A 23,727-nucleotide genomic window follows, 5' to 3' on the forward strand; every position below is an offset into this window, starting at 1 on the left:
ATAAAAACAAGACAAACAATTGTTAACAAAAAATAAAGAATATCTTGAGCTATTATTACTTAGCTATCAATTTTATAAAATTGAATGAATATTAAATACTAAGCACATTTAGATAAAAAAAGGGAAGAAATCTCTTTTTCACACTAAAAATAGTGTGTTAAAAATCAATACAAGCCTTTTTATCTGCCTTTATTTCGTTTAATGACTAAAGTTCTGTCACTGCTTACCGATACTGTCTTTTCTTCAATAAGTTACTAATGCTTATTAATTATTATTTATCCAGGGTTAAGCATGTTCTTTAAAAACATTAAAATTCGTACAAAGTTAACTATCGCATTTACAACATTGGTAATGTTAATTGTGTTAGGTTCTAGTTTTGCATTAATGGGGTTGAATAGTGCGAATCAAGATATTCATGATGTCGTTGATGATATCTATCCAGCCACAGTAAAAGCCAATTCGCTAATTAATAATTTCAATGAATTTATTATCTTTCAGCAACTCACCATGCTAGATGGACAAGGAAATTTAGCCGCTGAACAAGAGAGTAAAAAAGCTGAGATCACCGCCAAGATTGCTCAATTACTAAAAGAGTTAGAAGAAACGACTCACGATGATGAGTCAAAAAAAATACTCGCTGAAGTTTATGAGGTTCGTCAGAAATATATCACTTCTCAAAATTTTGTAGTAAAAGCATTTAACGAAAATAATCGGCATGCTGCTGTTAATGAATTAATCACCAAAACAGCAGGTATTCAACTTATGTATCGCGATAAACTCTTGGAATTTATTGCGTTACAAAATCAGAAAATGAATGATGCAGGTGATCATGTTGAGCAGGATTTTACTGAGAAAAGACTCTTTTTAGTTTTATTAACGCTGTTCAGTATTGTTGTAGGTAGTATTTTAGGATGGTTTATTACTAAGAGTATTACTCTCCCGTTAGATCAAGCCGTTAATTTCGCCAAAGCGATAGCTAAAGGTGATTTAACACAAGAGGTGAATACAAATTACCATGATGAAGCAGGAATGTTATTACAAGCACTTGCTGAGATGAAAACCCATCTATTGGATGTCGTACAAAATGTACAAAATGGTGCGGAAAGTATTTCAGCAGCTGCCGAACAAATTACGGCTGGAAGCCAGAATTTAGCGGCAAGAACGGAAGAACAGGCAACATCCGTCGAAGAAACAGCAAGCTCAATGGAGCAAATGACCTCGACGGTAAAAAATACCACAGAGCATACACATGATGCTATCAATGTTGCTGAAAAAACAGAAATTGCAGTACACCATAACGGTGAAATGATGCTTCAGTTAACAGATAAAATGAGAGCAATGAATAGCTCTTCATCTCAAATGACCGATATAATTAATTTAATTGACTCTATTGCATTCCAAACTAATATTCTGGCACTCAATGCCGCGGTTGAAGCCGCAAGAGCGGGAGAACATGGTAAAGGCTTTGCTGTTGTAGCAAGTGAAGTCAGGTTATTAGCGCAAAAAAGTGCAGATTCGGCAAACGATATACGTACCTTAATCGAAAACTCATCGCTACAAACACAAGAAGGTATGGAATTAGTTGAACAAGCCGGATCACAAATTCAAAAAATGATCACCGATGTGGAAGAAATTAGTGCATTATTACGTGAGATTGGGCAAGCAAGTAATGAGCAAAGCGATGGCATGTCACAAATCAATAATGCAATAAGCCAGTTAGATTCCACTACGCAACAGAATGCGGGGCTAGTCGAAGAATCTGTCGCAGCAGCCAGCTCACTTAACGAGCAAGCATTAAACCTCAATCAATTAGTTAATTACTTCCAATTAAAGAACCATTAATTTATCGTTGTTGATTGTAGACATTAAGGTCACCAATAAAATAATCGGGTGACCTTAATGATAAAAATAAAAAGCTATTTTAAGCTGTAGAACTGCCATCAATATTAATACTTGATTTTATTTACCTGCTTAAACGCTTTTTGTTAAAGCAGGTAAATAGAAAATAAAACATGATGAAAAATATAAATACTAGCCAAATATATGTGTTAAATGTGCTTTATATTCAATAATATCTTTATCAACGTTAGGCTCTTTAATCACATCATTTGTCATAAAGGTTGGTAATTGAGACAAACCTAAAAATTGTTGCGATTTATGGAAAGCGAAATACACACCGTCAACCCCTCTTCCATCAAAGAAATTACCAAACTCATTAAAGGCTTCAATAGGTGCATTCCATGTTACAGAGATCATGTATTTTTTGCCTTGCAGTAAACCGCCCGTGCCGTATTGTTTTTTAGGATCACGACGGGTACGACCATCGTTTTCATAGAGTTTGCCATGACCGAAAGTGTAAACATCATCCATATATTTTTTCGTTTTCCATGGCATCATCATCCACCAGCCAGGCATTTGATAAACAATTGTGTCAGCCCATAGAAACTTTTCAATTTCTTCATCAATATCATAGCCTTCTTCGATTTGTGTTTCTTTAACGCTATGACCTAATGTCACTAAATGCTCTGCAGCCATGTCATGTAATGTGCGATTTAATCGACCCGCAGAATGACCAAAATTTTGACCGCCATTAATCAATAAAATATTCATATCTACTCCTAAATTTTCTATTACGATATTTAATGACGCTAATTTAGCAGAAAATAGAAAGAATGGCGCTCAACCGTAAATCTTGAAAAATACATCGAAACAGAATTATAAACTATATTATTAAGAAAATAATAATTATTTAAATATAAAAAACCAATAAATTGGTTTTTACGATTAAGTGTATTAATAATGGTGATTATTGCTTTTTAGGTAAAAGTCTATTGTTACTTAGGCTATTTTTTAAAACACTGGGTTGTTGTAGGCTTAATAAGAGTATTATTTATACCCATGGTTTTTATGATCATGGCAACACTAAGATAAATTGCACAAAACTACAGTTTTAAAGTATCAGCCAAATATTGCGTTAAACTATCAATGAAACCCCGAATACGCTGACTCACGACCCTGTCACTATAATAGACAGCATGAAAAGGTAATGGTACAGGTTTTAGTTCATCACTAAATAACGCAACTAATTTACCTTCTTGAATATCTTTATTCACCATAAAATCAGATAAACACGCAATCCCTTCGCCATTTACACATAATTGTCTTAATGTTTCTCCACTATTTGAAGAGATCCCATTGGTAACTGTGACTAACTCATTCTCTTCAATTTCTAATGGCCATGTATTTAATGAAGTCGGTTCAGTAAATGTTAAACAGGTATGATAATCCAAATCAGTTGTTGTTTTAGGGTTACCTTTACGCTCAATATACTTTGGTGATGCAATAATTTTACGGTAACTATTAAATAAAGGGCGAGCTCGTAAACTTGAATCTGTTAACTGCCCAACACGTATCGCAACATCCACTTTGCGCTCAATTAAATTCACAAACGTTTCCGATGAAACTAATGACAAAATAATATCAGGGTATTGCTGGCGAAAAATAGAAATAAAAGGGATCAACAGATGTAATACGACGGGTGTTGCCGCATCTATACGTAATAAACCTTTAGGCGAGCTTTGTGTACCATGTAATTCATTTTCAGCAGCTTGCATTTCTTGCAAAATGACTTTCATTCGCTGGAAGTAAAGTTCACCTTCTGCGGTGAGGTCAATTTGACGAGTCGTTCTATTAAGAAGGTTTACGCCCAATTTATCTTCTAATTTTTTTACAGTACGGCTTACAGCTGAATTAGCAAGGTTCAGTTTGTCTGCCGCTTTTGTAAAACTTTTATGTTCAACAACTTCAACGAATACGCGGGCTTCTTCTGATGTTGCTTTCATATTATAAATCTCGGTAGGATTAGATAACACATTGAGATTTAAGAATACGGATATTTTTTCATTATTGCAATTAAGTTAACAATAGAAAGGTAATGGTGAGTTATTGTGAATAATTTAATCTCAGACGAGAATTATAATACCTAAAAAACAAGCAGATATACGTAATAGCATATCTACCCAAATTAAAGCTTAAATATACAACGCTCTATTTAAAAAAAATACTGCGACACATTAACGAAGGATAAATAGAATTAAGCAATTTTCTCTATAAATTTGATGTCTAACAGATCAATTTTATCTTTTAGATTTTCAACAAATGCTTTCATATGTGCCGTTTCATTGTGTTTATCAATGGCACTTTGGTTTTCCCAAATTTCAAAGAAAATAAACGCTCTTGGTTGTGTGGTATCTTTATGTAATTCATACTGAAGACAACCTTCATCCTGATGACTTGGTTTTATCATTGCCTTGCAAGCAGATAATACTTCATTTTCATGGTGTTCTTTCGCCACAATCGTGGCAATTAATCTGATATTGTTCATACAAAAAATCCTATAATCCAACAAAAACACAAGTAATAAGTAAAATAACAAACTGAAATTACTCTAACATAATTTCAGCGCTATTCTTCATTTCATTATTTACATTTGAGCAAAAGTAAATTGTCGATATTGCTATTATCACGATAGTACATTCAATTATTAAAAATCAACTCGCTAGTACAAAACCCAATATTGATTGTTGCGATTAAAGCAACAGTCTATTGTTTTTTACCTTATTTATTGCTTTGAGCTATCTAACTAAACTACCGCCATATTAATTTTTAAGCCCTTACCCATTTTGCTAGGAATAATGATGAAAGCCTTTTTCCCTTTATTAGCACTCGCCACCGGTGCTTTTGCTATCGGTGCAACAGAATTTACACCTATGGGCCTGTTACCTAACATAGCCTCAGGATTAGATATCTCAATAACAACAGCAGGTGGATTAATCACAGGCTATGCGGTTGGTGTTATGGTTGGCGCCCCCATCATGACATTAGGTTTAGGTCGATTAACAAAACGTCATGCTTTAGTTTTTCTTTTATTACTCTTTATTGCTGGCAATTTATTCGCTTCTCAAGCAGATAGTTATTGGAGCCTTATGATGGCTCGTTTAATAACAAGCCTTAATCATGGTGCTTTTTTTGGTATTGGTTCCGTCGTTGCCGCAAGTCTTGTTGAAAAACATAAACAAGCTTCTGCAGTTGCAGCCATGTTTATGGGATTAACTATTGCAAATTTAGTGGGAGTGCCACTCATCACTTGGATGGGTCAACAATATGGTTGGCGTTTAGCCTTTATACTGATCTCTGGATTAGGCTTTGTTACTTTAATTGGCTTAATGCTATTTCTTCCTGTTATTCCAAAAGGAAACAAGCCCAATATCAAATACGAATTAAAAGTACTAACTCGTTTACCTGTTATGCTGGCATTACTCACAACCGTATTTGGCGCCTCGGCACTGTTTGCGCTTTATACTTATATCGCACCATTCCTCATTAACATCGTCCATATCAGTGAAGGAGATGTTGCCATAATACTGGTGGTTATTGGATTAGGATTTACTGTAGGTAATTACTTGGGTGGTAAATTATCAGCAAATGGTATCGAAAGAACATTGGTGATATTTTTTACTTTGCTAATTTTATCTATGCTTGTACTACCATTAGTTTCAAATAATTTGTATCTCACTGTGATCACCCTCTTTATTTGGAGTTTAGCAAGTTTTGCACTTGTACCACCATTACAGATAAAAACAATGCAGATAGCTCATGATGCACCAAGTCTGGTGTCTTCTGTTAATATCGGAGCATTTAATTTAGGTAATGCTATTGGCGCAGTCATTGGGGGGATTGCACTAAAATATAGCTATAACATCGTACCTTTAAGTGCGGCTTTAGTGGGGATTATTGGTTTATTACTGGTTTTCTCACAATTTAAGATCAAAAGAGAACCGGAAAAGAGTATTGCATAGGTTATTAACACCTCAATCAGGGCTAGAAAAAAGGGATCAAGTTCACAATTTGATCTCTTTTTTTTCTCACCGTAACATTAACAATGAAATACATACATTTTATTTAAAGTTAGATAAACCGTTCACAAACCTCACCTTATTTTAGAAAATAAATACAACATCAAATGTTAAATCCTAAAACATTGCTAACATAAACGATGAATTCCGTTATCAAAACTAGGTTATTTAATGATAAAAATAATCTTTTCATCATTAATATTCCCACAATTATTTATCCATAATAATGCCATTAGTTGCGAAATAAATCCTGATAACGAAAAAGAAAAAAGAAGCAATAGTTACTTTCCATCAAAAGAAAATACCTCTTTAGAGGTTATTACGTAGTTAACGTTACAATGATTATCTATACACTCATTTTCGGCCATCTTTTTTCATCTTAATTATTTGTATGACAATTACTAAGGTGAAATTTATATCTCTTCTAAAAATGAGCCCAACGACTTCAAAAATATTTCACTTTTTCCCTTTCCTTTAAAAATCCATTAAAACACTCTAAAATGGTAAACAAACTGGTTTAATAAGGCATTTTCTATTATTAAAAATAAATATATTGTCTATTTTTTGTAATGAGAAAAAGAAAAAATATTATTATACCTTTTTGCCTATATGATCAAGATCACTCTATGCATACCGTTATGTGAGTAAATTTAAAAAGAACCATTCTCATTTATTAATTACTCATCCTCGTCAAAAATTCGTTATCCTCATGATTTGTATTACAAATAGAAAACACATAAAACTGAACAACCATGCGACTTAAGCATCAAAAAGAAGTTAATCATTGATGATAAATTTACATTAAATTTTATTTAAACAGTTAATATAAAAATATAAAATAAGTATAATTAAAAATAAAACGATAAAATAAAAGACAATTAAAATCAAAAAAAACAATATAAATAATTTTAGAGTGAAACACAAAATAATATAAAACAAAAAAAATACAAATAAAATAATACTAAAAATTAAAAATAAAACAAACAATAAAAACAGAAGCAAAAAATAGAATTAAAATAAAAAACATAATTATTTTATTTCAATTTAGCAGTACTAACAAAAAAAACAAAAATAAAAATAAAAAAGTAATCATTAATTTATAATTAATAATCTTTATATATTTAAAAGTAATTAAAAAAAGAAAATTAAAAAATAAAACATAAATAAAAAATAATTTTTATTCTATTTTCTAATAAATTAAATACAACCAAAATACATTAATTTATTTAAACATTTAATGTAATTATTATAGTTGTTTTTATCATGAAAAATGACATTTGCTGTCTACTTTTACTGTTCTGTTACATGACTGGAACCATCGATATCGTTCTTTTTTTCATCAAAAACCAATTTAGCAACAACATTAGCAACTCAATTACATTGATGAACATCAAAAAACTCGACAATTAACAAGCAAATAATGAGAAAAAAGGAATTTTTTTATATTTGTCACACAATTGATTTTAATCTATTACATCTCCATAAATATTCCCTACAATAGCCAACTAATCTAACCTGACAATTTCCTAAGTAATGATATCTTTCATTGTTTAGGTTAGTAACTATCTTTTTTTATTTATGATTTATCGTTTCAGCAAAGTAGAGCATTAATAAAACCTAGTACCCTACACAATTATATAATGACCAACTTATAGGTTTGCCAACGCAGTTATAAACGATAAAAATTGCAAACTTAAGGATAAAAATAATCATGTCAGACTATCTCTCATTCTTATTAGGTATAGTACCTTTAGCGGTTTTGATTTTTATGATCTTAAAAATGAAATCAGCCGTTCACCATGCTGTGCTAGTGTCTTTAGTGATAACTGTTGCACTTGCTATTTTCCATTGGAACAACACCATTCAATTTGCCTCTGTTTCTGTGCTTTATGGCGCAATAAAAGGATTGTGGCCAATCATTATCGTGATCCTTGCCGCTATTTATAGTTATAACCTGATGTTAAAAACTGGGGGAATGGAAGTACTTAAAGATGTACTTGCAGGAATAAGTGATGATAAACGAGTGCAAGTTTTGCTTATCTCATGGTGCTTTGGGGGATTTCTTGAAGCGGTTGCAGGGTATGGTACTGCGGTTGCTATTCCTATCGGTATTTTAATTGCACTTGGATTTGATCCTTTTAAAGCAGCTGTTGCCTCTTTAGTTGCCAATACCGTTCCTACTGCTTTTGGTGCAGTTGGTATCCCAGTCTCTATTTTGGCACAAAACACTGGGCTTGATGTATTAGTGTTGAGTAAAACCATCATTATTCAGTTGGGACTATTCAATATCCTGTTACCTTTCGTCATTGTTGCCATTGCAGGCGGCGGCATTAAAGCAATTAAAGGTGTCGGATTTATTACTTTAATGTGTGGTATAAGTACCCTTATCCCTCAATACATTGTTGCGGCTAATTTAGGTGCTGAATTACCTGCATTTGCGGGAAGTTTAGTCAGTTTGGTTGTGGTTATTTTCCTTGCTAAACGTATGAAAAATACGAGTGATACGAAAAAAGCCGCTAAAAAACACTCTGGTAAAGAACTCTTAGTTGCAAGCTCTATCTATCTGTTTACCTTTATCTTTATTTTAGCGTGTTCACCTTTATTTCCTGCAATACAAAGTATGGCGGGTGCTATTTCCACTAAGATCCCATTTGTATTAAGTGAAACGCAAACTGAATATCAAACAATTGCTTGGTTAAGCACACCGGGTGTGTTGATTATTTTAGCTAGCTTTGTGGGAGGTACCATTCAAGGTGCAAACGTTTCAACCCTTATCTCTGTACTTGTTAAAACAACTATCCAACTGAAAAACTCGATTATTGCCATCACAGCAATTGTGGCAATGGCAACCGTCATGGATTTCAGTGGCATGATTGGCAGTATTGCTGAAACCTTGGTCGATTTTACAGGTGCAGGATTTATCTTTATTGCCCCAGTGATCGGTGCTTTAGGAACATTTGTAACCGGTAGTGACACTAACTCAAACGTACTATTTGGTAAGTTGCAAACCAGTGCCGCCGCTAAACTTAATATTGACCCTTTTATTTTGGCAGCAGCGAATACCTCTGGTGCGACAGGCGGTAAGATGATCTCACCTCAAAGTATCGCTATCGCTGTTTCAGCCACCAAAATGGATGGGCAAAGTAGTGCCATTATGCGTGAAACTTTAAAATATTGTATTGCTTATATAATTATTCTTGGCGCAAAAATTGGCATTATTTATCACTTAATGAATTAAGTAATTAAGAAAAAGGGAATGAGCTTATTTCACTTCCTTTTAACTTATAAAGAATCAATAAAAAGAATTTTATCTTTAGTAAAAATGACAACATCTGAGCGATGTTTTGGAGTTCGATTAATGAAAGTTAATTTTTATGCGACCTGTCTTGGTGATGTGCTGAAAGCAGATTCAGCCAGAGACACCGTCTTGTTACTTGAGAAATTGGGTTGCGAAGTACTATTTCAAGAGCGCCAAGGTTGCTGTGGTCAACCCGCACTTAATAGCGGTTATGTTAATAATGCAAAACCTGCCATGAAATCGTTAATTGAAACATTAGAAGTAAATGACTACCCGATTATTTCCCCTGCGGGCTCCTGTACTTATGCCATAAAAGGCTACCCAACTTATCTTGCCGATGAGCCACAATGGGCATTACGTGCACAAAGTGTCGCAGATCGCCTTATTGATTTAACCAGTTTTATTGTTAATACCTTGGGTGTTGTCAATGTTGGTGCCCGTCTTCCGGGTAAAGCGGTTTACCATCCATCATGCAGTTTAACCCGAAAACTGGGTGTTGTTAGTGAGCCTTTAACACTATTAAACCACGTTGAAGGTCTTGAAATGTTACCTTTTGCAAACTCAGAAACCTGTTGCGGTTTTGGTGGTACATTCTCTGTGAAAATGTCTGAAATTTCAGGCGAAATGGTAACCGAAAAAGTAAAACATATTATGGATGTAAGTCCTGATTATGTCATTGGTGCAGATACAAGTTGCTTAATTAACATACAAGGCCGCCTGAGTCGAGAAAAGCGCCCTGTAAAAGTGTTGCACATTGCACAAGTTTTAATGAGCCAATAAGGGGGCCTGCTTATGTCTATCAAAACCAGTGATATCGATTTCAGACCTCGCCTAGAACATGAAATGAAAGACACTATCATGCGTAATGCGGTCGTTATGGCACAAGAACGCATTGGGTCTAACCGTCAAATCATGGTCAAAGAGCTGGGAAATTGGGAAGAATGGCGAGATCGTGCTGAACAAATCCGTAACCATGTTCTTGAAAATTTAGATGCTTATCTCTATCAATTATCTGAAAAAGTAACAGAAAATGGAGGTCATGTTTATTTTGCTAAAACAGCAGAAGACGCCTCCCGTTATATTTGTGAAGTTGCAAAAAAGAAAAACGCGAAGAAGATCGTAAAATCTAAATCAATGGTCACCGAAGAAATTGGGATGAATAAAGCCTTACAAAATGAAGGCATTGAGATCATCGAAACTGACCTTGGCGAATATATTCTTCAATTAGATAACGATCCACCGTCTCATATTGTTGTTCCAGCAATCCACAAAGATCGTTATCAAATTCGTAAAGTCCTAAATGAAAAACTCAATTATGAAGGCAGTGAAACGCCTGAAGATATGACGCTTTTCATTAGGCAACGTATAAGACAAGATTTCTTGTCTGCGGATATTGGCGTTACTGGTTGTAACTTTGCGGTAGCTGAAACAGGCACAGTCTGTTTAGTCACCAACGAAGGTAATGCCAGAATGACTACCACGTTACCTAAAACCCATATTGCAGTCATGGGGATGGAGCGTGTGGCGCCGACATTTGAAGAAGTTGATCCATTAATCACTATGTTATGTCGTAGCGCAGTTGGCTCTCGTTTAACCAGTTATAACACTTGGGTAACTGGCCCTCGTGAAGCCGGTAATGTCGATGGTCCTGAAGAGTTCCATTTAGTGATTGTGGATAATGGCCGTTCTGAAATTTTAGGCTCACAATTTAAAGATATTTTACGCTGTATCCGTTGTGGCGCTTGTCTTAATACGTGTCCTGCTTACCGTAATATTGGTGGACATGCTTATGGTTCAATTTATCCAGGTCCAATTGGTGCGGTGATTTCACCACTGTTAGGGGGCTATAAAGATTTCCATGATCTCCCTTACGCTTGTTCATTATGTAATGCATGTAATGTGGTTTGCCCAGTCAAAATTCCTTTAGCTCAGTTGATATTAAAACATCGTCGAGTGATGGCTGAAACCGGTTTAACACCGAAAGCAGAACGTCGAGTCACAGGTATGTTTAACTACCTCAATTCACACCCTGCGCTTTGGAAAGTGGGAATGAATGTGGGTGCAAAAATGGCGGGATTAATGATCAAAAATGGTTCTACACCAATCAAAATCAGTGTTCTAAATGATTGGATGGAATCGCGTGATCTACCAAAACCAGATGGTTATAGCTTCCGTAGCTGGTTTAAACGCCATAAAGCAGAAGGAAAAAAATAATATGTTAAACGAACAAAACCGTAATGAATTTCTGCAAACTATTGCTGAAAAATTAGGGCGCCCTATTGCGCATAAACCACAACCACAGCCAACACCAGTTAATAATTTACCCAAAACACGTTTAGCTAATCTGACTCAAGATGAATTGTGCAAAGAATTTACTGATTTTGCACAAACTCAAATGGTGAAATGTGTTGTTAGCAAACCAGAAGAGCTCATCAATAGCTTAATTGAGCTCTGTGAAAGTTATGATTGTAAAGGCTCAGTGGTAATAAGTGGTGATGATCGCCTAGATGCACTAGGTGTGACAAAAGCTATCAGTGAGAAATACGAAACCTATATTTGGAATCCAGAAATTGGTCATGAAAATATTATTCATGCTGAACGCTCTCAAATTGGAATTGTATTTGCTGAAGCGGGTCTAACTGAATCAGGAGGGATTGTCTTATTTTCTTCACCAGAAAAAGGACGTGCTGTTAGTTTATTACCTGAAACTTCAATTGTTATTCTACGTAAAAGCGATATTTTACCTCGAGTGGCTCAAATTGCTGAACGTTTACATAAAATGGCACAAGAAGGCGTAAGAATGCCGTCTTGTATCAATTTAATTGGTGGTGCAAGTTCTACAGCAGACATTGAATTGATTAAAGTATGGGGGGTTCATGGCCCTGTTCATGCCGCTTATTTGATTATAGAAGATTGCTAATTCAGAATAAATCAACAATAAAAAGTACGATAACTAAATAACTTAAAGTCATGGTCAAAGGATTGACCAACATAAAAAGATTATATAACGTCTTAAATTTACTAATAAAGTTCCCATTTTTAGATGGGGACTTTTATCTACACAGTCAATATAAATAACTTTTCTCAATTTTTTCAGATCAATACACAACCTTCGAAAACCTAATTCTCAAAAAATTTCTCAATATTATTGACGGAATAATTAATATCATATTAATACAAGCTGTTACATATGACCTTTAACACTGATTAAATATTCTTTCAAAAAAAGATTATTATTTAAATATTTATACTATTAAAAACACAAAATAATTTCTAGTTTGAAATCTGATATTAATAAAAATCAACTACTTACAATGTTAATAAAACATAAAAATATTTCAACTTTCAAAATATAAAAAAGCATTAGAATATGAATATGAATATGAATATGAATATGAATATGAATATGAATATGAATATGAATATATTAATTGCACATCAACCCAATAACACCAAAATAATAAAAGACCCCATAAATTCAAGTACTACAAATAATTATATATCAATGAAAAATACTGATTTAAAAATGAAAAAAATTAGAAAAAAAATAGAAAAATTAATAAATGATATATTATCAGATACCAAACTAAGCAAAGATATAATCAATATTATTATTAATCATATTATCGAAATTATAATTCAAGAAATTAAAAACGAAGAAAAAGAAATCAACCTCTTTTTAAAAAGACAAGTTAATATCTTAGAAAACAAAAAAAACAACATTAATAATAACTTTGAAAAGTTAAAAGAAAAACACAAAAAAGAATTTGAACTTAACAAAGGAAATACAAATGATATTATATCTAAATTGAATGAAATTCATAATGATTTAATGAGTTTAAATAAAGTAATCAATGAGGAATTATACATTTATTTTATCCCTGATGTTATAAACCTTAAAGATACACTTGAAAATCAGATTTTATCATTGACAAAAATAAATAATTTATTAATAGCAAGAAAAAATAAAGATTATTAATTTTAATAATTGTTCTTATATTATTTAAAATAAAGGAAGGGTAATAGCCTTTCTTTATTTTAAATAGTCTTTAATAATTTAAGTAACTACTTTCCTATTTAATAGTTCAATATTATTTCTTTAAGATAAAATAGTCTCAATGTAAATTACACCATTTTCCTTATCATTCTGATAGAAAACCCACTTTTTTTGCAGTAATCTCATGCTACTCTTATTGGCAAAATCGCCAGAAAATCACCCAATGGTCTGAGCATAATGTTCTACAAATTTACACCTATCATTCTCCTGATAATTTCCAACGTTTTTATGACGTTCGCTTGGTATGGTCATCTAAAATATGGTAATAAACCTCTCATCATCGTCATTCTTTTAAGCTGGTTGATTGCATTTGTTGAGTATTGTTTTGCTGTGCCTGCAAATAGAATTGGCCATAATTACTACAGTGCAGCAGAATTAAAAACTATACAAGAAGTGATCACATTAACGATTTTTGCTATTTTTTCTGTCACTTATTTAGGCGAGAATTTCACATTAAATCACTTTATTGGTTTTCTTTTAATTGGTGCGGGTGCCTTATTTATTTTTAAAGGCCCTTTTTAGAAAAATCGATTAATAGATATCATTAGCTCATTTTTCAACATGTTATCGACACATGTTTTATTATCGCCTTATTAAGATTGATAAGGTTTTTTTTTATTCAAAACCTCAATTTTTGATTACTTTTAATACTATTTATAGTGTGGTTTTTACGGAGGGTTAAATAACATAATCACTTATCATTAAGTTATATAGTCTACTCATGTAATTTTTCCAAAATAATAGTCTGTTTTGTAATAAAAATATTCCAGACACAGAAACATTTCTCTTGAAAAATATTTTTCATTCGGCGCATAATGATTGTTCTAAGAGAAGCATCGTTTCTCTACCTTTATTTTTGCTTCTCTTAAACGACGGCACCTTTAAAACGTGCTTTTTGTCATTTTAACGTCAGATAAAATGGTATCTGGTATGAGCAAACATTCTAACGATTTTATTTATATGCAGGATAATCCCTGTATGCATTGTGGCGCTTGTTGTGCCTATTTTAGAGTTTCGTTCTATTGGGCTGAAATGGTGAGTGGAGGAGGAGTTGTTCCTGATGAGTTAACAGAGCCACTCACTCCTTTCCTCTCTTGTATGAAAGGAACAAATTCTAAAAAGCCGCGTTGTGACAAACTTATCGGTGAAGTGGGTGAGTGTGTAAGTTGTTCTATTTACGAACAACGCCCTTCTCCTTGTCGTGAGTTCCAACAATCTTGGGTAAATGGTATTCCTAATGAAGCATGTGATCGTGCTAGAGCAGCTTGTGGTCTACCACCATTAACACACACCACGTTGCCTCACTCTGCGTAAGACATCAGAGGGGTTAAGCCCCTCCTGATCATTTAACACCATCCAATACGCTTGCTTTTATAAAAAATAAAATTACAGCACAAAAAGTCATTGTTAAATAATAAGTTAGTTTGACTTTATTTTTAAATAACCTAGTATATAAAGTAATGAATTAATAACGTGTATTTTGTGAGGTTTTTTATTTAAAAATAGCAATAAGTTTGGAGGGTATTATGATCAGTAGCTCTTTTTTTATCCTTTTCCTTTCTTTTATCTGTTCTACTGCTGTCGTTAGTATGTTACTCGGTGGCTTAGAGGAATAATTATGAATATTTCTGATGAAAATATTCTTTCCCAGAAATAATGCCCATACTTTACATGAAATCAGTATGGGCATTATTTTGTTTATCGTTTAATTTTTAGATTTATTTTGCAGTGATTACTTCTATTTTATTTTTTCTAAAAAACTACAGTTTTCTATTTTCCCTAACACCTGTATTTATCTAGTAAGCAAAATGTCCCGTTATTTTCCATGAAAATAAAATATCTTCGGCAACTTGTCCAAAACCAATATTATGCATGACAAGATAACGTTGATTGTCCCAACTTTTTTTATTTACCACAATACCAATATGAGGCCGACCATTGTCTAAACGCCAACTAACAATATCACCAGGTACATAATCCTCTGCATTTTTAGTAATAGGCTTTACTTTTCCTTTTCGTGAGAAAAAAACTTCCAAATTAGGCACTCTACGATGATCTATATTTGTATCTGGCTTATTCAAGCCCCACATCCGTTTGCTTGGGTAAGCTGAAAAATTTGCCTTAATGTCTTCATGCAGTAATTTTTGTAGATCGATATCAATTCCACGATAACTACGAATAATAACGTCGCTACAAACCCCTTTATAAGCAGGAACATCACCATTTGGATAATCTATTTTACGATAATCAGAGTCATAAATCACAGCTCTTGGTAAATCAGTGGCATATTCCACCAGCTTTTCATTTTGCTCTGCCGTTATTGCTTTTGCACTTGAAAAAGGAATAATCAATAAAAGAAAAAGGCTAGATACCGTTATTTTCATTATATAATCTCCATGAAAAGTTAAATCCATTATCTTTAAAGATGAAATTAAGTGTTCTGTTTATACTGATAAAGCACAGTATAAAAATATAAGTGGGATCTTAATTCATTTTTAAATATAACATAAAAAAACCGAGCTACTTTTTACAGTAAGCTCGGCTGATAATAAAATGAAAGAGAAATAGATCAAAGTAAGAGAAATTGTTAGTTCAACACAATATGGCTTTTGCGTCGTAAGCTGGCAAAAAGCATATAAATCGCCGTTACTAATAACACCACAAAGAAGAAGTTCATAATGCCATTATTAGCGGCTTGTGCCATAAACATTCCTGCACCTAAAGGTCCAATGGCAGAACCAATGCTATAACTTAATAACATTACTTGTGTAATTGCGACAATATAGCTTGCATTAACATGATCACACGCCAAAGTAATAGCAATAGGATAAAGTGCAAAAGAAGACATTCCCAATAACGTCAGTGCTATTATAAGCACGATATAATCGTTAGAAAGATAAGTCAGTCCCATGGCAAACACACCCACTAAACACATCATCGCTAATAACAACGTTTTGCTTATCACCACAGACAACTTACTAATAATAGGCTGAACTACCATTCCACCTAAAATAATTGCTGCCATCAACACACCTATTTGGTCTGTTGTAAATTGCCCTTGGTTTAATGCTAATGGCATCATGCCATAAATGCTGCCCATCACCACACCAGAGACCATACAGCCCACTAAAGCGGCTTTATTTAAACGACGCATTTGTTTAAGTGATAAACTTTTATGTACATGCCCTTGGGGTTGCCCTTGTTTAAAAAACAGAGGCGGTAATACTGCAATTAATAACAAGGCTAATACCGTCATAAACGGAATGGCACCTTGTGTGCCAATTGTACCAATCGCCAACTGCCCTAATGTTGTGCCACCATACAGCGAGGTCATATAAAAACCTAAGCGTTTAGCCCGCTCTTTAGGATTATCGCCAATTAATAGCCATGACTCGACCACAACAAAAATACCAGCAACTGCCATACCACCGATAAAACGGGAAACCATCCATACTGATAAATAAGGCATTAAAGGTAATATACTGACAGTCACTGCCAGTAATAATAAAAATACGACGAAAGAAAGACGATGCCCTATTCTTGCAATAATAGGTTCTATCATCACTGAACCTATTAATAATCCGATAAAATAAATACTTGCTAACCAGCTAGCATAGAGTGTATCCATTCCAAAACTGTCCATAGACAGTGGAATTAAACTCATTAAATAGCCTGACGCGATAGCAAATACCGTTAACCCAGCTACAGGTACTAATGTACTGTCGCCTTGGCGTACCAAAGTAGTGTTCTGTTTCACTACCCTCGTCTCCACAATCAAAACGGTTAATAATGTGCTGTTTTCTCGATGCCTGATAGAGGCAATTCTTTTATCTAGGAAAGATAAAAGAAACTAAGGTGAAAACAGTGGATGGCGTCCCTAAATTCAGGAGACGCGAATATAGCGCTTAAATTGCCATAAATAAAATTATAAAATCTAATGCCAGAAAACAATTTTATTTATATCAATCACGATTATCGTCTTTTCCTGTAAAAAAGAAATAGCTTGATTAAGATATTTCTTTTTATAAAAAGATAAGTTTTTTTTATTAAGATTACTACGAATAAATACGTATTCAGTAAAATGAAAAATAAGGAATGCTTTTAGCTATCCTATTGTTAACAAATAGAATAGCTAAAATTAAAAAAGTTATGGTGTTTATTTCATGCTTTTTTCTAAAGCAATATTTATGGCATCAGGAATTGAACCACCATGGCCTTTACCTTCAAATAGATAAAATTCACACTGCTTTCCTTCATCCAATAAATATTGGCATAACTGGCGTTGCGTTAACCAACTACTGCGCTCTTGATAATTTTTTTGTTGCTCTTCACTTAATTTACTTAAATCTGGATTTTCTTCTTTTTCACCTAGTGTTATTGCTATGGAAATATCCTTAGGAATAGCCTGCCATTGTTCTTTTTTTACCCACTCACCGTTTCCCCACCATAAAGAAGGGCTTGCTACTATATAGCGTTGGAATGTTTCTGGATGATTAAATAAAACATACAGTGAAAAGACACCACCAAAAGAGTGGCCAAAAAGAGATTGCTGGGTAACTGAAATATTCTCTTTTGTGAGTTGTTCAAACGCATAAGGCCTGACTTGCGTTAGGATAAAATGATAAAAATTTTCTGCATTTCCCCCACGACTAAATGCCTCACCTTTTACACTTGGCGTATAATCATGCGTTCTTTCTGTAATAAAATAGGCTTTATCTCCCACATAGCCCACACTAATAATCGCAGGTAATGGGCTAATTTTTTGTTTTATGGCTTCATTGACCATCAGTGGGAATTGCGCATTACCATCAACACCATAAATTAATGTGGTCTTTGTTGTATTTTTAGGTACCGCAAGAAAGAGGCGATATTGTTTGCCTTCATAAGCGACTTCTTTTTGTGTGATTTGATAATAAGATTGTGCTTGATCTTCAATTTTAGGCACTTCTTGGTTAGGTCTTGCTTGAGCAACCGCAGATAACATAATCATTCCACATAACATTAGTATTCGCATAAATCAGATACTCTGTCAGTAATATAAAAAGGTGAACAGTTAAACTGAAAATAATAGAAAGTGATAAAAAAATAAACCCCATATAAATACGGGGTTTATTTCAATTTAGGCTCAATTAGAAACTATATTTAATGTTTGCCCAATAACGACGCCCTTCATCAACCACCCAGTTACCGCCTTTATCATTCACAGCAGGACCTGTTTCATCTGTAATATTTAATACCGCTAAATTAAACATGGTATTTTTATTAAAGTTATAGGTCATCCCTAAATCAAAGGTTGTGTAGCCACTACGATAACGCGCGCCTGTGTAACCATTACGTTGAGCCGCCCAAATTTGTTTACCCGTATAAGCCGTATTGGCATAAAAACTGGTAGCTTCATCAAACTGCCAGTCAACACGCGCATTAGCACTGTGTTTAGGTGTTAAATCTAATGGGTAGCCTTTTAGTGATTCACCAGAGCCTAGTTTTTCATCATCACTTTTACGTTCTGAATCAATATAGGTGTAGTTTGCATTCACATGCCAACTTTCTGCAATAGGGAATCCCACTGCGGTTTCAATCCCTTTAATATTTGCTTTACCGACATTATCGTATTGATACAATTTTAAACCTGTAATTGGATCTATTTCACCCGTGTCGTAGTTTGTTAACTTATCTTTAAAATCAGTATTAAAGAAAGTCAAACTTGCGGTAAAACCATCACCATTATCATAACCTACACCAATTTCTTGGCTAACCGACGTTTCAGGTTTTAGGTCACGATTACCGTACATAATCGCACGGCCTTTTTCTGTTGAAGTGCCATATTCAGGGCTAATTTCACGTAGATTTGGGGCTTTAAAAGCTTTCGCCACGCCTCCTTTTAAGGTGAATTCATCCGTTAAATGATAAACGGCATAGGCTCTTGGGCTCCAGTGATTACCGTAATATTCGTGATCATCAAGACGCACACCGCCGGTTAATGCGAGATTGTCTGTTACGCTATATTCATCTTCAAGGAATAACGCTTTTTGATCCGCAGTAATAGTGGATTGCTTAATACCTGAGCCAGTAGATGATTCATCTTTTAAGCGTGAGTATTGATATTGACCACCAAAGGTCATCACGTTATCAGGTAAAAACGCAGTAAATTTCGCATCAAAAACGGTATTAGTGATTTCAGGACGACGATCTTCGTAATATTTTTCACGCTCCTTCGTCGTTTTATCAATCATTTCTGTTTTGGTAATACGCTTAGTTTGTTCTTGATACACACTTAATTCTGAATGCAGAATATCAAACTGATTTTTATAAGTTAATGCCCAGTGATTACGGTCATTATTGGTTTCTAACATTTTATTTTCATCCGCTTTGCCACCGCGGATAGTAAACTCACTCATGGATTTACCTGGAGTCGTTGTACGCTGTAACGTATTGCGCCCCGCTTCTAATAAAATAGTTTGATTATCAGTTGGTGTGAATGCCAATTTCGCCGTAATGTTTTTATTGTCATTACGACCTTGGCCATAAGTGATTTTATCTTCTGCACGTAAGTAGCTACTACCGTAAAGTTGTAAGCCTAATTTATCCTCAATTAAAGGCCCTGAAAGATAAAAATCACCATTAATAGAATCACCAGCATCACGGTTATGTTGCAACGTGCCGCCAAGTGCAACGGAGCCATGCCACTCTTTTGTTACTGGTTTAGTGATGATATTGATAACGCCACCCATTGCATCAGAGCCATATAGTGATGACATTGGTCCGCGGATAACTTCTATGCGCTCGATAGCATCTGCTGGTGGAATAAAGCCCCCTTCATAACCACCACTCCCATTCGGGCGCGACTCACGGCTATTTTGACGACGACCATCAACTAAAATAAGCGTGTATTCCCCCGGTAAACCACGCATCGTGATTTCTTGTTTGTTGGCATTACCGTTAATGCTAACACCTTCAACACCTTTTACGGCATCGGCTAAATCATGAACCGGTTTCTTTGCAAGTTGTTCTTTGCTGATCACGGTGATGCTTGCTGGTGCATCTGTAATTTGTTGAGCAAACCCTGATGCTGACACAACAAGTTTTTCTTCTTTATTTTCTTGTGCATACAGCGGGTAAGAGGCAGATAAAATACAGGCTGTTAAAACACCCATTTTAAAGTTCATAGCAATTCCCTGAATTAATAACGGTTATAGTAATGAGAATGATTAATATTATCTTAATCAAATATTCATGAGAATGATTTTCTTTTCATATTTAGTGTTTTTTTTTAATCTGTATCAAAGTAAATCAATACCATTTTCGCTAGCCCATTTTGTAAACAATTTCAGACGTAAAAAAAGCAGATGGCATAACCATCTGCTTTGTATTGTTTTGTAGAGTATTTTTAGATTTAGAAAATTAACAAATTACAATGTTGTTATTACCAGAACACGGCATAAAGCACACACAAGATGATCATAATGGCGTAGGAAGCAATATTGAATCCACTTTGTGTTTTAAAGGTTTTATCTGTTAATACAATCGCCCCTGCGCTGTCATCAGTTTTAGTCGAGGTTAAACTCACTAAACCAATCACAACCGTTGTAAACATAAAGGTGTACATCATTTGATCAAGGAATGGCATACCTAGAGGCATTAATTTTAGGAATAAAGCAAACGGTATAGATAAGACCACACCAATAATTGCGCCTTTTGCGTTTGTTTTTTTCCAGAATAAGCCTAATAAGAATACCGCTAAAATTCCTGGGCTTACTAAGCCAGTATATTCTTGAATATATTGGAATGCCTGATCGATTCCACCTAATAATGGTGCGATAAAACAAGCGATAATCAGAGCAACAACCGCACTTATACGCCCCACATTCACTAAACGCGTTTCAGAAGCTTTAGGCCCAACATATTCTTTATAAATATCCATCGTGAAAATAGTCGCGATAGAGTTAAGCATGGATGCTAAAGACGAAACAATAGCAGCAGCAAGTGCAGCAAAAACAATCCCTTTGGCTCCAACTGGTAAGAATTGAGTTAACCAAGGATAGGCTTTATCTGCTTGTGATAATGTTGGGATATGCTCTGGTGCCATTGTGCCTAATCCCGCCATTAATTCTGGGTTTGTCGTGATCACAAATGCTGCAATACCTGGAACAACCACAAGAACAGGAACAATTAATTTTAAAAATGCGGCAAACACTAGCCCTTTTTGTGCTTCATTGATAGATTTAGCAGCTAAAGCGCGCTGAATAATGTATTGGTTAAAACCCCAATAATAAAGGTTAGCAACCCATAAACCACCAATTAGCACCGCGATACCCGGTAAGTTCATAAACTGCGGATTATCTTTTTCTAAGATCATTTTAAAGTGATCTGGTGCGGCTTGTGTCATTTTGCTCAAACCTTCCATAATCCCACCATCTCCACCGATATAGCTAACTGCTAATACGGTAGTAAATAAACCACCAAGGATAAGGAAGAATACTTGTACCACATCTGTCCACGCAACAGCCGAGAGTCCACCATAGAGTGAATAGATAACAGCAAATAATGCTAAACCAATAATGGCATACATCATTGGTACACCAAGGATGGTTTCTAATGCCAATGAACCTAAATAAAGTACAGAGGTTAAATTAACAAAGATAAATAATGCGAGCCAAAATACCGCAAGGATCGTTTTTAGGTTACGGCTTTTAAATCGGTTCTCAACAAATTCAGGAATGGTATAAATACCTTTTTCGATAAATACAGGTAAAAAATACTTCGCCACAATAATCAGTGTCAGTGCAGCCATCCATTCATAAGAGGCGATAGCAAGACCAATGGAGAAACCAGAACCTGACATACCAATAAATTGTTCTGCTGAAATATTAGCGGCAATAAGCGAAGAACCAATTGCCCACCAAGGTAGGGTTTTACCTGCTAAGAAATAGTCCTTTGTTCCTTTTTTCTCGCCATCCTTTGAACGAGAAACCCATAATCCTAGACTAATAATAATGACGACATAGAGGGCAAAAATTGCATAGTCTATTGTGCTTAATCCAACACCTTCTGTATGCATAATATTTTCCTTTCAGACCCATAGAGAGAATAGACCTTTAATGTAAACGTTTTCACAGTCTTTTTCCGTTACTCCCTTCACAATTTTGTTGCTTATGTTACGTAAATGCATCTAAAAATAAAAAACAAACGATTACCATGATAAAAAAAGTCAAATTTACGCTCAAAATCCTCTTTTAAAAACTTACCAAAAAAGAGACTCTTCTAAAATAAAATTAAAAAAACATCAAAATGATAACGATTACACAAGTTAGGTGAGAATGGCCTTTAAGGTGATGATGATCCCCATTAAGAGGATCGATAATATTATAAAAGTAAGTGGTGTGATTAAGAGAGATGACTAAGATTAAAGACAGAATTACGCTGCACTAAAGTAGGAGAAAAAATACGTTGTTTTTGTTCAAGGATTTCACCTTTAGACAGTCTAATCGCCAGCATAGCCGCCTGTTCGGCCATCATTTGTACTGGATAACGCACGGTTGTTAAACGAGGATGAATATAACGAGCAATTAATACATCATCAAAACCAATAACAGAGATTTTTTCAGGTACAGGGATCTCATTTTCATCGAGGACAGACAAAGCACCAGCAGCCATAAAATCGTTGTAAGTCACTACGGCTGTAAAATCGATTGATTTCGTTAACAAATGCATCATTGCCTTTTCACCTCCTTCGCCTTCAGGCTCACCATACTCAATATAACTTTCGGGTAATATGATGTTATTGGCGTCAAGAGCAGCTTTATAACCCGCAAGGCGTTGAGTGGTGTCCTCAATATTATGCGTGGAAGAGATATAAGCAATCTTGGTGTGCCCTTGACGAATAAGATGTTCCGTTGCCATCCATGCCCCTTTGTAATTATCTAAAGCGACACAGCGTTCTGCAATCTCAGGAATAAAGCGGTTGATCAGTACCATACTTTTGACTTCATGAGCATAAGCGAGTAATTCTTCATCAGAGAGTGCTTTTGAGTGGATCACTAAGCCATCACAACGACTATTAATTAACAACTCTATAGATTGACGTTCGTCTTGCGCATCATGATAGCCATTACACACCAAAATATGCTTTCCCGCTTGTCTTGCCACATTATCAACAGCTTTCACTAATGTGCCAAAAAAGGGATCAGAAACATCATGGACTAAGACACCTAAAGTTTGTGTACTTTGACTGACCAGTGCTCTAGCCGCTGCATTAGGTCGATAACCTAGTTTTTGCATTGCAGCATTAACTGTTTCTATTGATGTCTTACTTGCTTTCGGCGAGTTATTAATGACTCTTGACACCGTAGCAACAGAAACTCCCGCTTCTTTTGCTACATCTTTGATAGTCGCCATATCCACCTCATGGATCACCTTTATCCATAATCAAAAAATAACAGGTAGTTAATCTAAGAATA

At 34.6% G+C, this 23,727-nt stretch carries 18 protein-coding genes; 9 read left to right on the top strand and 9 right to left on the bottom strand.

What is annotated here, in order from left to right:
• The first annotated feature begins 291 nt into the window (after positions 1–291).
• Positions 292–1,842 (top strand): methyl-accepting chemotaxis protein, encoded by a 1,551-nt coding sequence (locus GTH24_RS13605; protein WP_164526522.1) that lies wholly within the window; start codon positions 292–294, stop codon positions 1,840–1,842.
• Positions 1,843–2,031: 189 nt separating this feature from the next.
• On the opposite strand, the gene GTH24_RS13610 is transcribed toward GTH24_RS13605, so the two are convergent.
• The 3 genes from GTH24_RS13610 to GTH24_RS13620 form a co-directional block, all read right to left on the bottom strand.
• Positions 2,032–2,610, bottom strand: coding sequence for an NAD(P)H-dependent oxidoreductase (locus GTH24_RS13610; protein WP_072068742.1), 579 nt, complete (start codon positions 2,608–2,610; stop codon positions 2,032–2,034).
• 332 nt (positions 2,611–2,942) lie between these two features.
• A complete protein-coding gene (gene yafC / locus GTH24_RS13615) occupies positions 2,943–3,842 on the bottom strand; it encodes a DNA-binding transcriptional regulator YafC (protein ID WP_164526523.1) in 900 nt (299 codons plus the stop codon).
• A 251-nt stretch (positions 3,843–4,093) separates the two neighbouring features.
• Entirely contained in the window at positions 4,094–4,384 is a 291-nt protein-coding gene (locus GTH24_RS13620; protein ID WP_072068744.1) for a putative quinol monooxygenase, read from the bottom strand.
• Positions 4,385–4,697: 313 nt separating this feature from the next.
• On the opposite strand from GTH24_RS13620, the gene GTH24_RS13625 reads away from it, so the two are divergent.
• From GTH24_RS13625 to GTH24_RS13660, 8 genes are all read left to right on the top strand, one after another.
• The gene (locus tag GTH24_RS13625) at positions 4,698–5,858 is read left to right on the top strand and encodes an MFS transporter (protein ID WP_164526524.1); all 1,161 of its coding nucleotides are present in this window, start codon (positions 4,698–4,700) and stop codon (positions 5,856–5,858) included.
• Between the two features lie 1,768 nt (positions 5,859–7,626).
• A complete protein-coding gene (locus GTH24_RS13630) occupies positions 7,627–9,153 on the top strand; it encodes an L-lactate permease (protein WP_072069192.1) in 1,527 nt (508 codons plus the stop codon).
• Positions 9,154–9,273: 120 nt separating this feature from the next.
• The gene (locus tag GTH24_RS13635; RefSeq protein ID WP_072069193.1) at positions 9,274–9,993 is read left to right on the top strand and encodes a (Fe-S)-binding protein; all 720 of its coding nucleotides are present in this window, start codon (positions 9,274–9,276) and stop codon (positions 9,991–9,993) included.
• Positions 9,994–10,005: 12 nt separating this feature from the next.
• Entirely contained in the window at positions 10,006–11,427 is a 1,422-nt protein-coding gene (locus GTH24_RS13640) for a LutB/LldF family L-lactate oxidation iron-sulfur protein (protein ID WP_072069194.1), read from the top strand.
• Position 11,428: 1 nt separating this feature from the next.
• Positions 11,429–12,133 carry a LutC/YkgG family protein gene (locus tag GTH24_RS13645; protein ID WP_072069195.1) on the top strand — a complete coding sequence of 235 codons (705 nt, stop codon included), beginning with the start codon at positions 11,429–11,431 and terminating at the stop codon, positions 12,131–12,133.
• 498 nt (positions 12,134–12,631) lie between these two features.
• Complete coding sequence (locus GTH24_RS13650; protein ID WP_141650203.1) at positions 12,632–13,192, top strand: hypothetical protein; 561 nt, start codon at positions 12,632–12,634, stop codon at positions 13,190–13,192.
• Positions 13,193–13,447: 255 nt separating this feature from the next.
• Positions 13,448–13,792: a DMT family protein gene (locus tag GTH24_RS13655; protein WP_072069197.1), complete on the top strand. Its 345-nt coding sequence runs from the start codon at positions 13,448–13,450 to the stop codon at positions 13,790–13,792.
• A gap of 408 nt (positions 13,793–14,200) precedes the next feature.
• On the top strand, positions 14,201–14,584 hold the full coding sequence (locus tag GTH24_RS13660; RefSeq protein ID WP_164526525.1) for a YkgJ family cysteine cluster protein: 384 nt from the start codon (positions 14,201–14,203) through the stop codon (positions 14,582–14,584).
• Positions 14,585–15,066: 482 nt separating this feature from the next.
• Here the strand turns inward: GTH24_RS13660 and GTH24_RS13665 are convergent, their stop codons facing one another.
• From GTH24_RS13665 to GTH24_RS13690, 6 genes are all read right to left on the bottom strand, one after another.
• Entirely contained in the window at positions 15,067–15,654 is a 588-nt protein-coding gene (locus tag GTH24_RS13665) for a DUF1287 domain-containing protein (protein WP_241253960.1), read from the bottom strand.
• Between the two features lie 203 nt (positions 15,655–15,857).
• Positions 15,858–17,027 (bottom strand): MFS transporter, encoded by a 1,170-nt coding sequence (locus GTH24_RS13670; RefSeq protein ID WP_164526527.1) that lies wholly within the window; start codon positions 17,025–17,027, stop codon positions 15,858–15,860.
• Positions 17,028–17,426: 399 nt separating this feature from the next.
• Positions 17,427–18,284 (bottom strand): alpha/beta hydrolase, encoded by an 858-nt coding sequence (locus tag GTH24_RS13675; RefSeq protein WP_241253962.1) that lies wholly within the window; start codon positions 18,282–18,284, stop codon positions 17,427–17,429.
• Positions 18,285–18,399: 115 nt separating this feature from the next.
• The gene (locus GTH24_RS13680) at positions 18,400–20,436 is read right to left on the bottom strand and encodes an IreA family TonB-dependent siderophore receptor (RefSeq protein ID WP_072069201.1); all 2,037 of its coding nucleotides are present in this window, start codon (positions 20,434–20,436) and stop codon (positions 18,400–18,402) included.
• A 257-nt stretch (positions 20,437–20,693) separates the two neighbouring features.
• Positions 20,694–22,328 carry a sodium/sugar symporter gene (locus tag GTH24_RS13685; protein WP_115350634.1) on the bottom strand — a complete coding sequence of 545 codons (1,635 nt, stop codon included), beginning with the start codon at positions 22,326–22,328 and terminating at the stop codon, positions 20,694–20,696.
• 326 nt (positions 22,329–22,654) lie between these two features.
• Positions 22,655–23,665, bottom strand: a complete 1,011-nt coding sequence (locus GTH24_RS13690) for a substrate-binding domain-containing protein (protein WP_072069342.1) — start codon at positions 23,663–23,665, stop codon at positions 22,655–22,657.
• Positions 23,666–23,727 lie beyond the last annotated feature (62 nt).

Origin of the sequence: Proteus vulgaris (genome assembly GCF_011045815.1) — a bacterium.
GTDB classification, from domain to species: domain Bacteria; phylum Pseudomonadota; class Gammaproteobacteria; order Enterobacterales; family Enterobacteriaceae; genus Proteus; species Proteus vulgaris_B.

Bases quoted from the DNA above. Each gene is read 5' to 3' on its own strand.
- GTH24_RS13605 (WP_164526522.1), top strand. From the start codon at position 292: ATGTTCTTTAAAAACATTAAAATTCGTACAAAGTTAACTATCGCATTT.
- GTH24_RS13610 (WP_072068742.1), bottom strand. From the start codon at position 2,610: ATGAATATTTTATTGATTAATGGCGGTCAAAATTTTGGTCATTCTGCG.
- yafC (WP_164526523.1), bottom strand. From the start codon at position 3,842: ATGAAAGCAACATCAGAAGAAGCCCGCGTATTCGTTGAAGTTGTTGAA.
- GTH24_RS13620 (WP_072068744.1), bottom strand. From the start codon at position 4,384: ATGAACAATATCAGATTAATTGCCACGATTGTGGCGAAAGAACACCAT.
- GTH24_RS13625 (WP_164526524.1), top strand. From the start codon at position 4,698: ATGAAAGCCTTTTTCCCTTTATTAGCACTCGCCACCGGTGCTTTTGCT.
- GTH24_RS13630 (WP_072069192.1), top strand. From the start codon at position 7,627: ATGTCAGACTATCTCTCATTCTTATTAGGTATAGTACCTTTAGCGGTT.
- GTH24_RS13635 (WP_072069193.1), top strand. From the start codon at position 9,274: ATGAAAGTTAATTTTTATGCGACCTGTCTTGGTGATGTGCTGAAAGCA.
- GTH24_RS13640 (WP_072069194.1), top strand. From the start codon at position 10,006: ATGTCTATCAAAACCAGTGATATCGATTTCAGACCTCGCCTAGAACAT.
- GTH24_RS13645 (WP_072069195.1), top strand. From the start codon at position 11,429: ATGTTAAACGAACAAAACCGTAATGAATTTCTGCAAACTATTGCTGAA.
- GTH24_RS13650 (WP_141650203.1), top strand. From the start codon at position 12,632: ATGAATATATTAATTGCACATCAACCCAATAACACCAAAATAATAAAA.
- GTH24_RS13655 (WP_072069197.1), top strand. From the start codon at position 13,448: ATGTTCTACAAATTTACACCTATCATTCTCCTGATAATTTCCAACGTT.
- GTH24_RS13660 (WP_164526525.1), top strand. From the start codon at position 14,201: ATGAGCAAACATTCTAACGATTTTATTTATATGCAGGATAATCCCTGT.
- GTH24_RS13665 (WP_241253960.1), bottom strand. From the start codon at position 15,654: ATGAAAATAACGGTATCTAGCCTTTTTCTTTTATTGATTATTCCTTTT.
- GTH24_RS13675 (WP_241253962.1), bottom strand. From the start codon at position 18,284: ATGCGAATACTAATGTTATGTGGAATGATTATGTTATCTGCGGTTGCT.
- GTH24_RS13680 (WP_072069201.1), bottom strand. From the start codon at position 20,436: ATGAACTTTAAAATGGGTGTTTTAACAGCCTGTATTTTATCTGCCTCT.
- GTH24_RS13685 (WP_115350634.1), bottom strand. From the start codon at position 22,328: ATGCATACAGAAGGTGTTGGATTAAGCACAATAGACTATGCAATTTTT.
- GTH24_RS13690 (WP_072069342.1), bottom strand. From the start codon at position 23,665: ATGGCGACTATCAAAGATGTAGCAAAAGAAGCGGGAGTTTCTGTTGCT.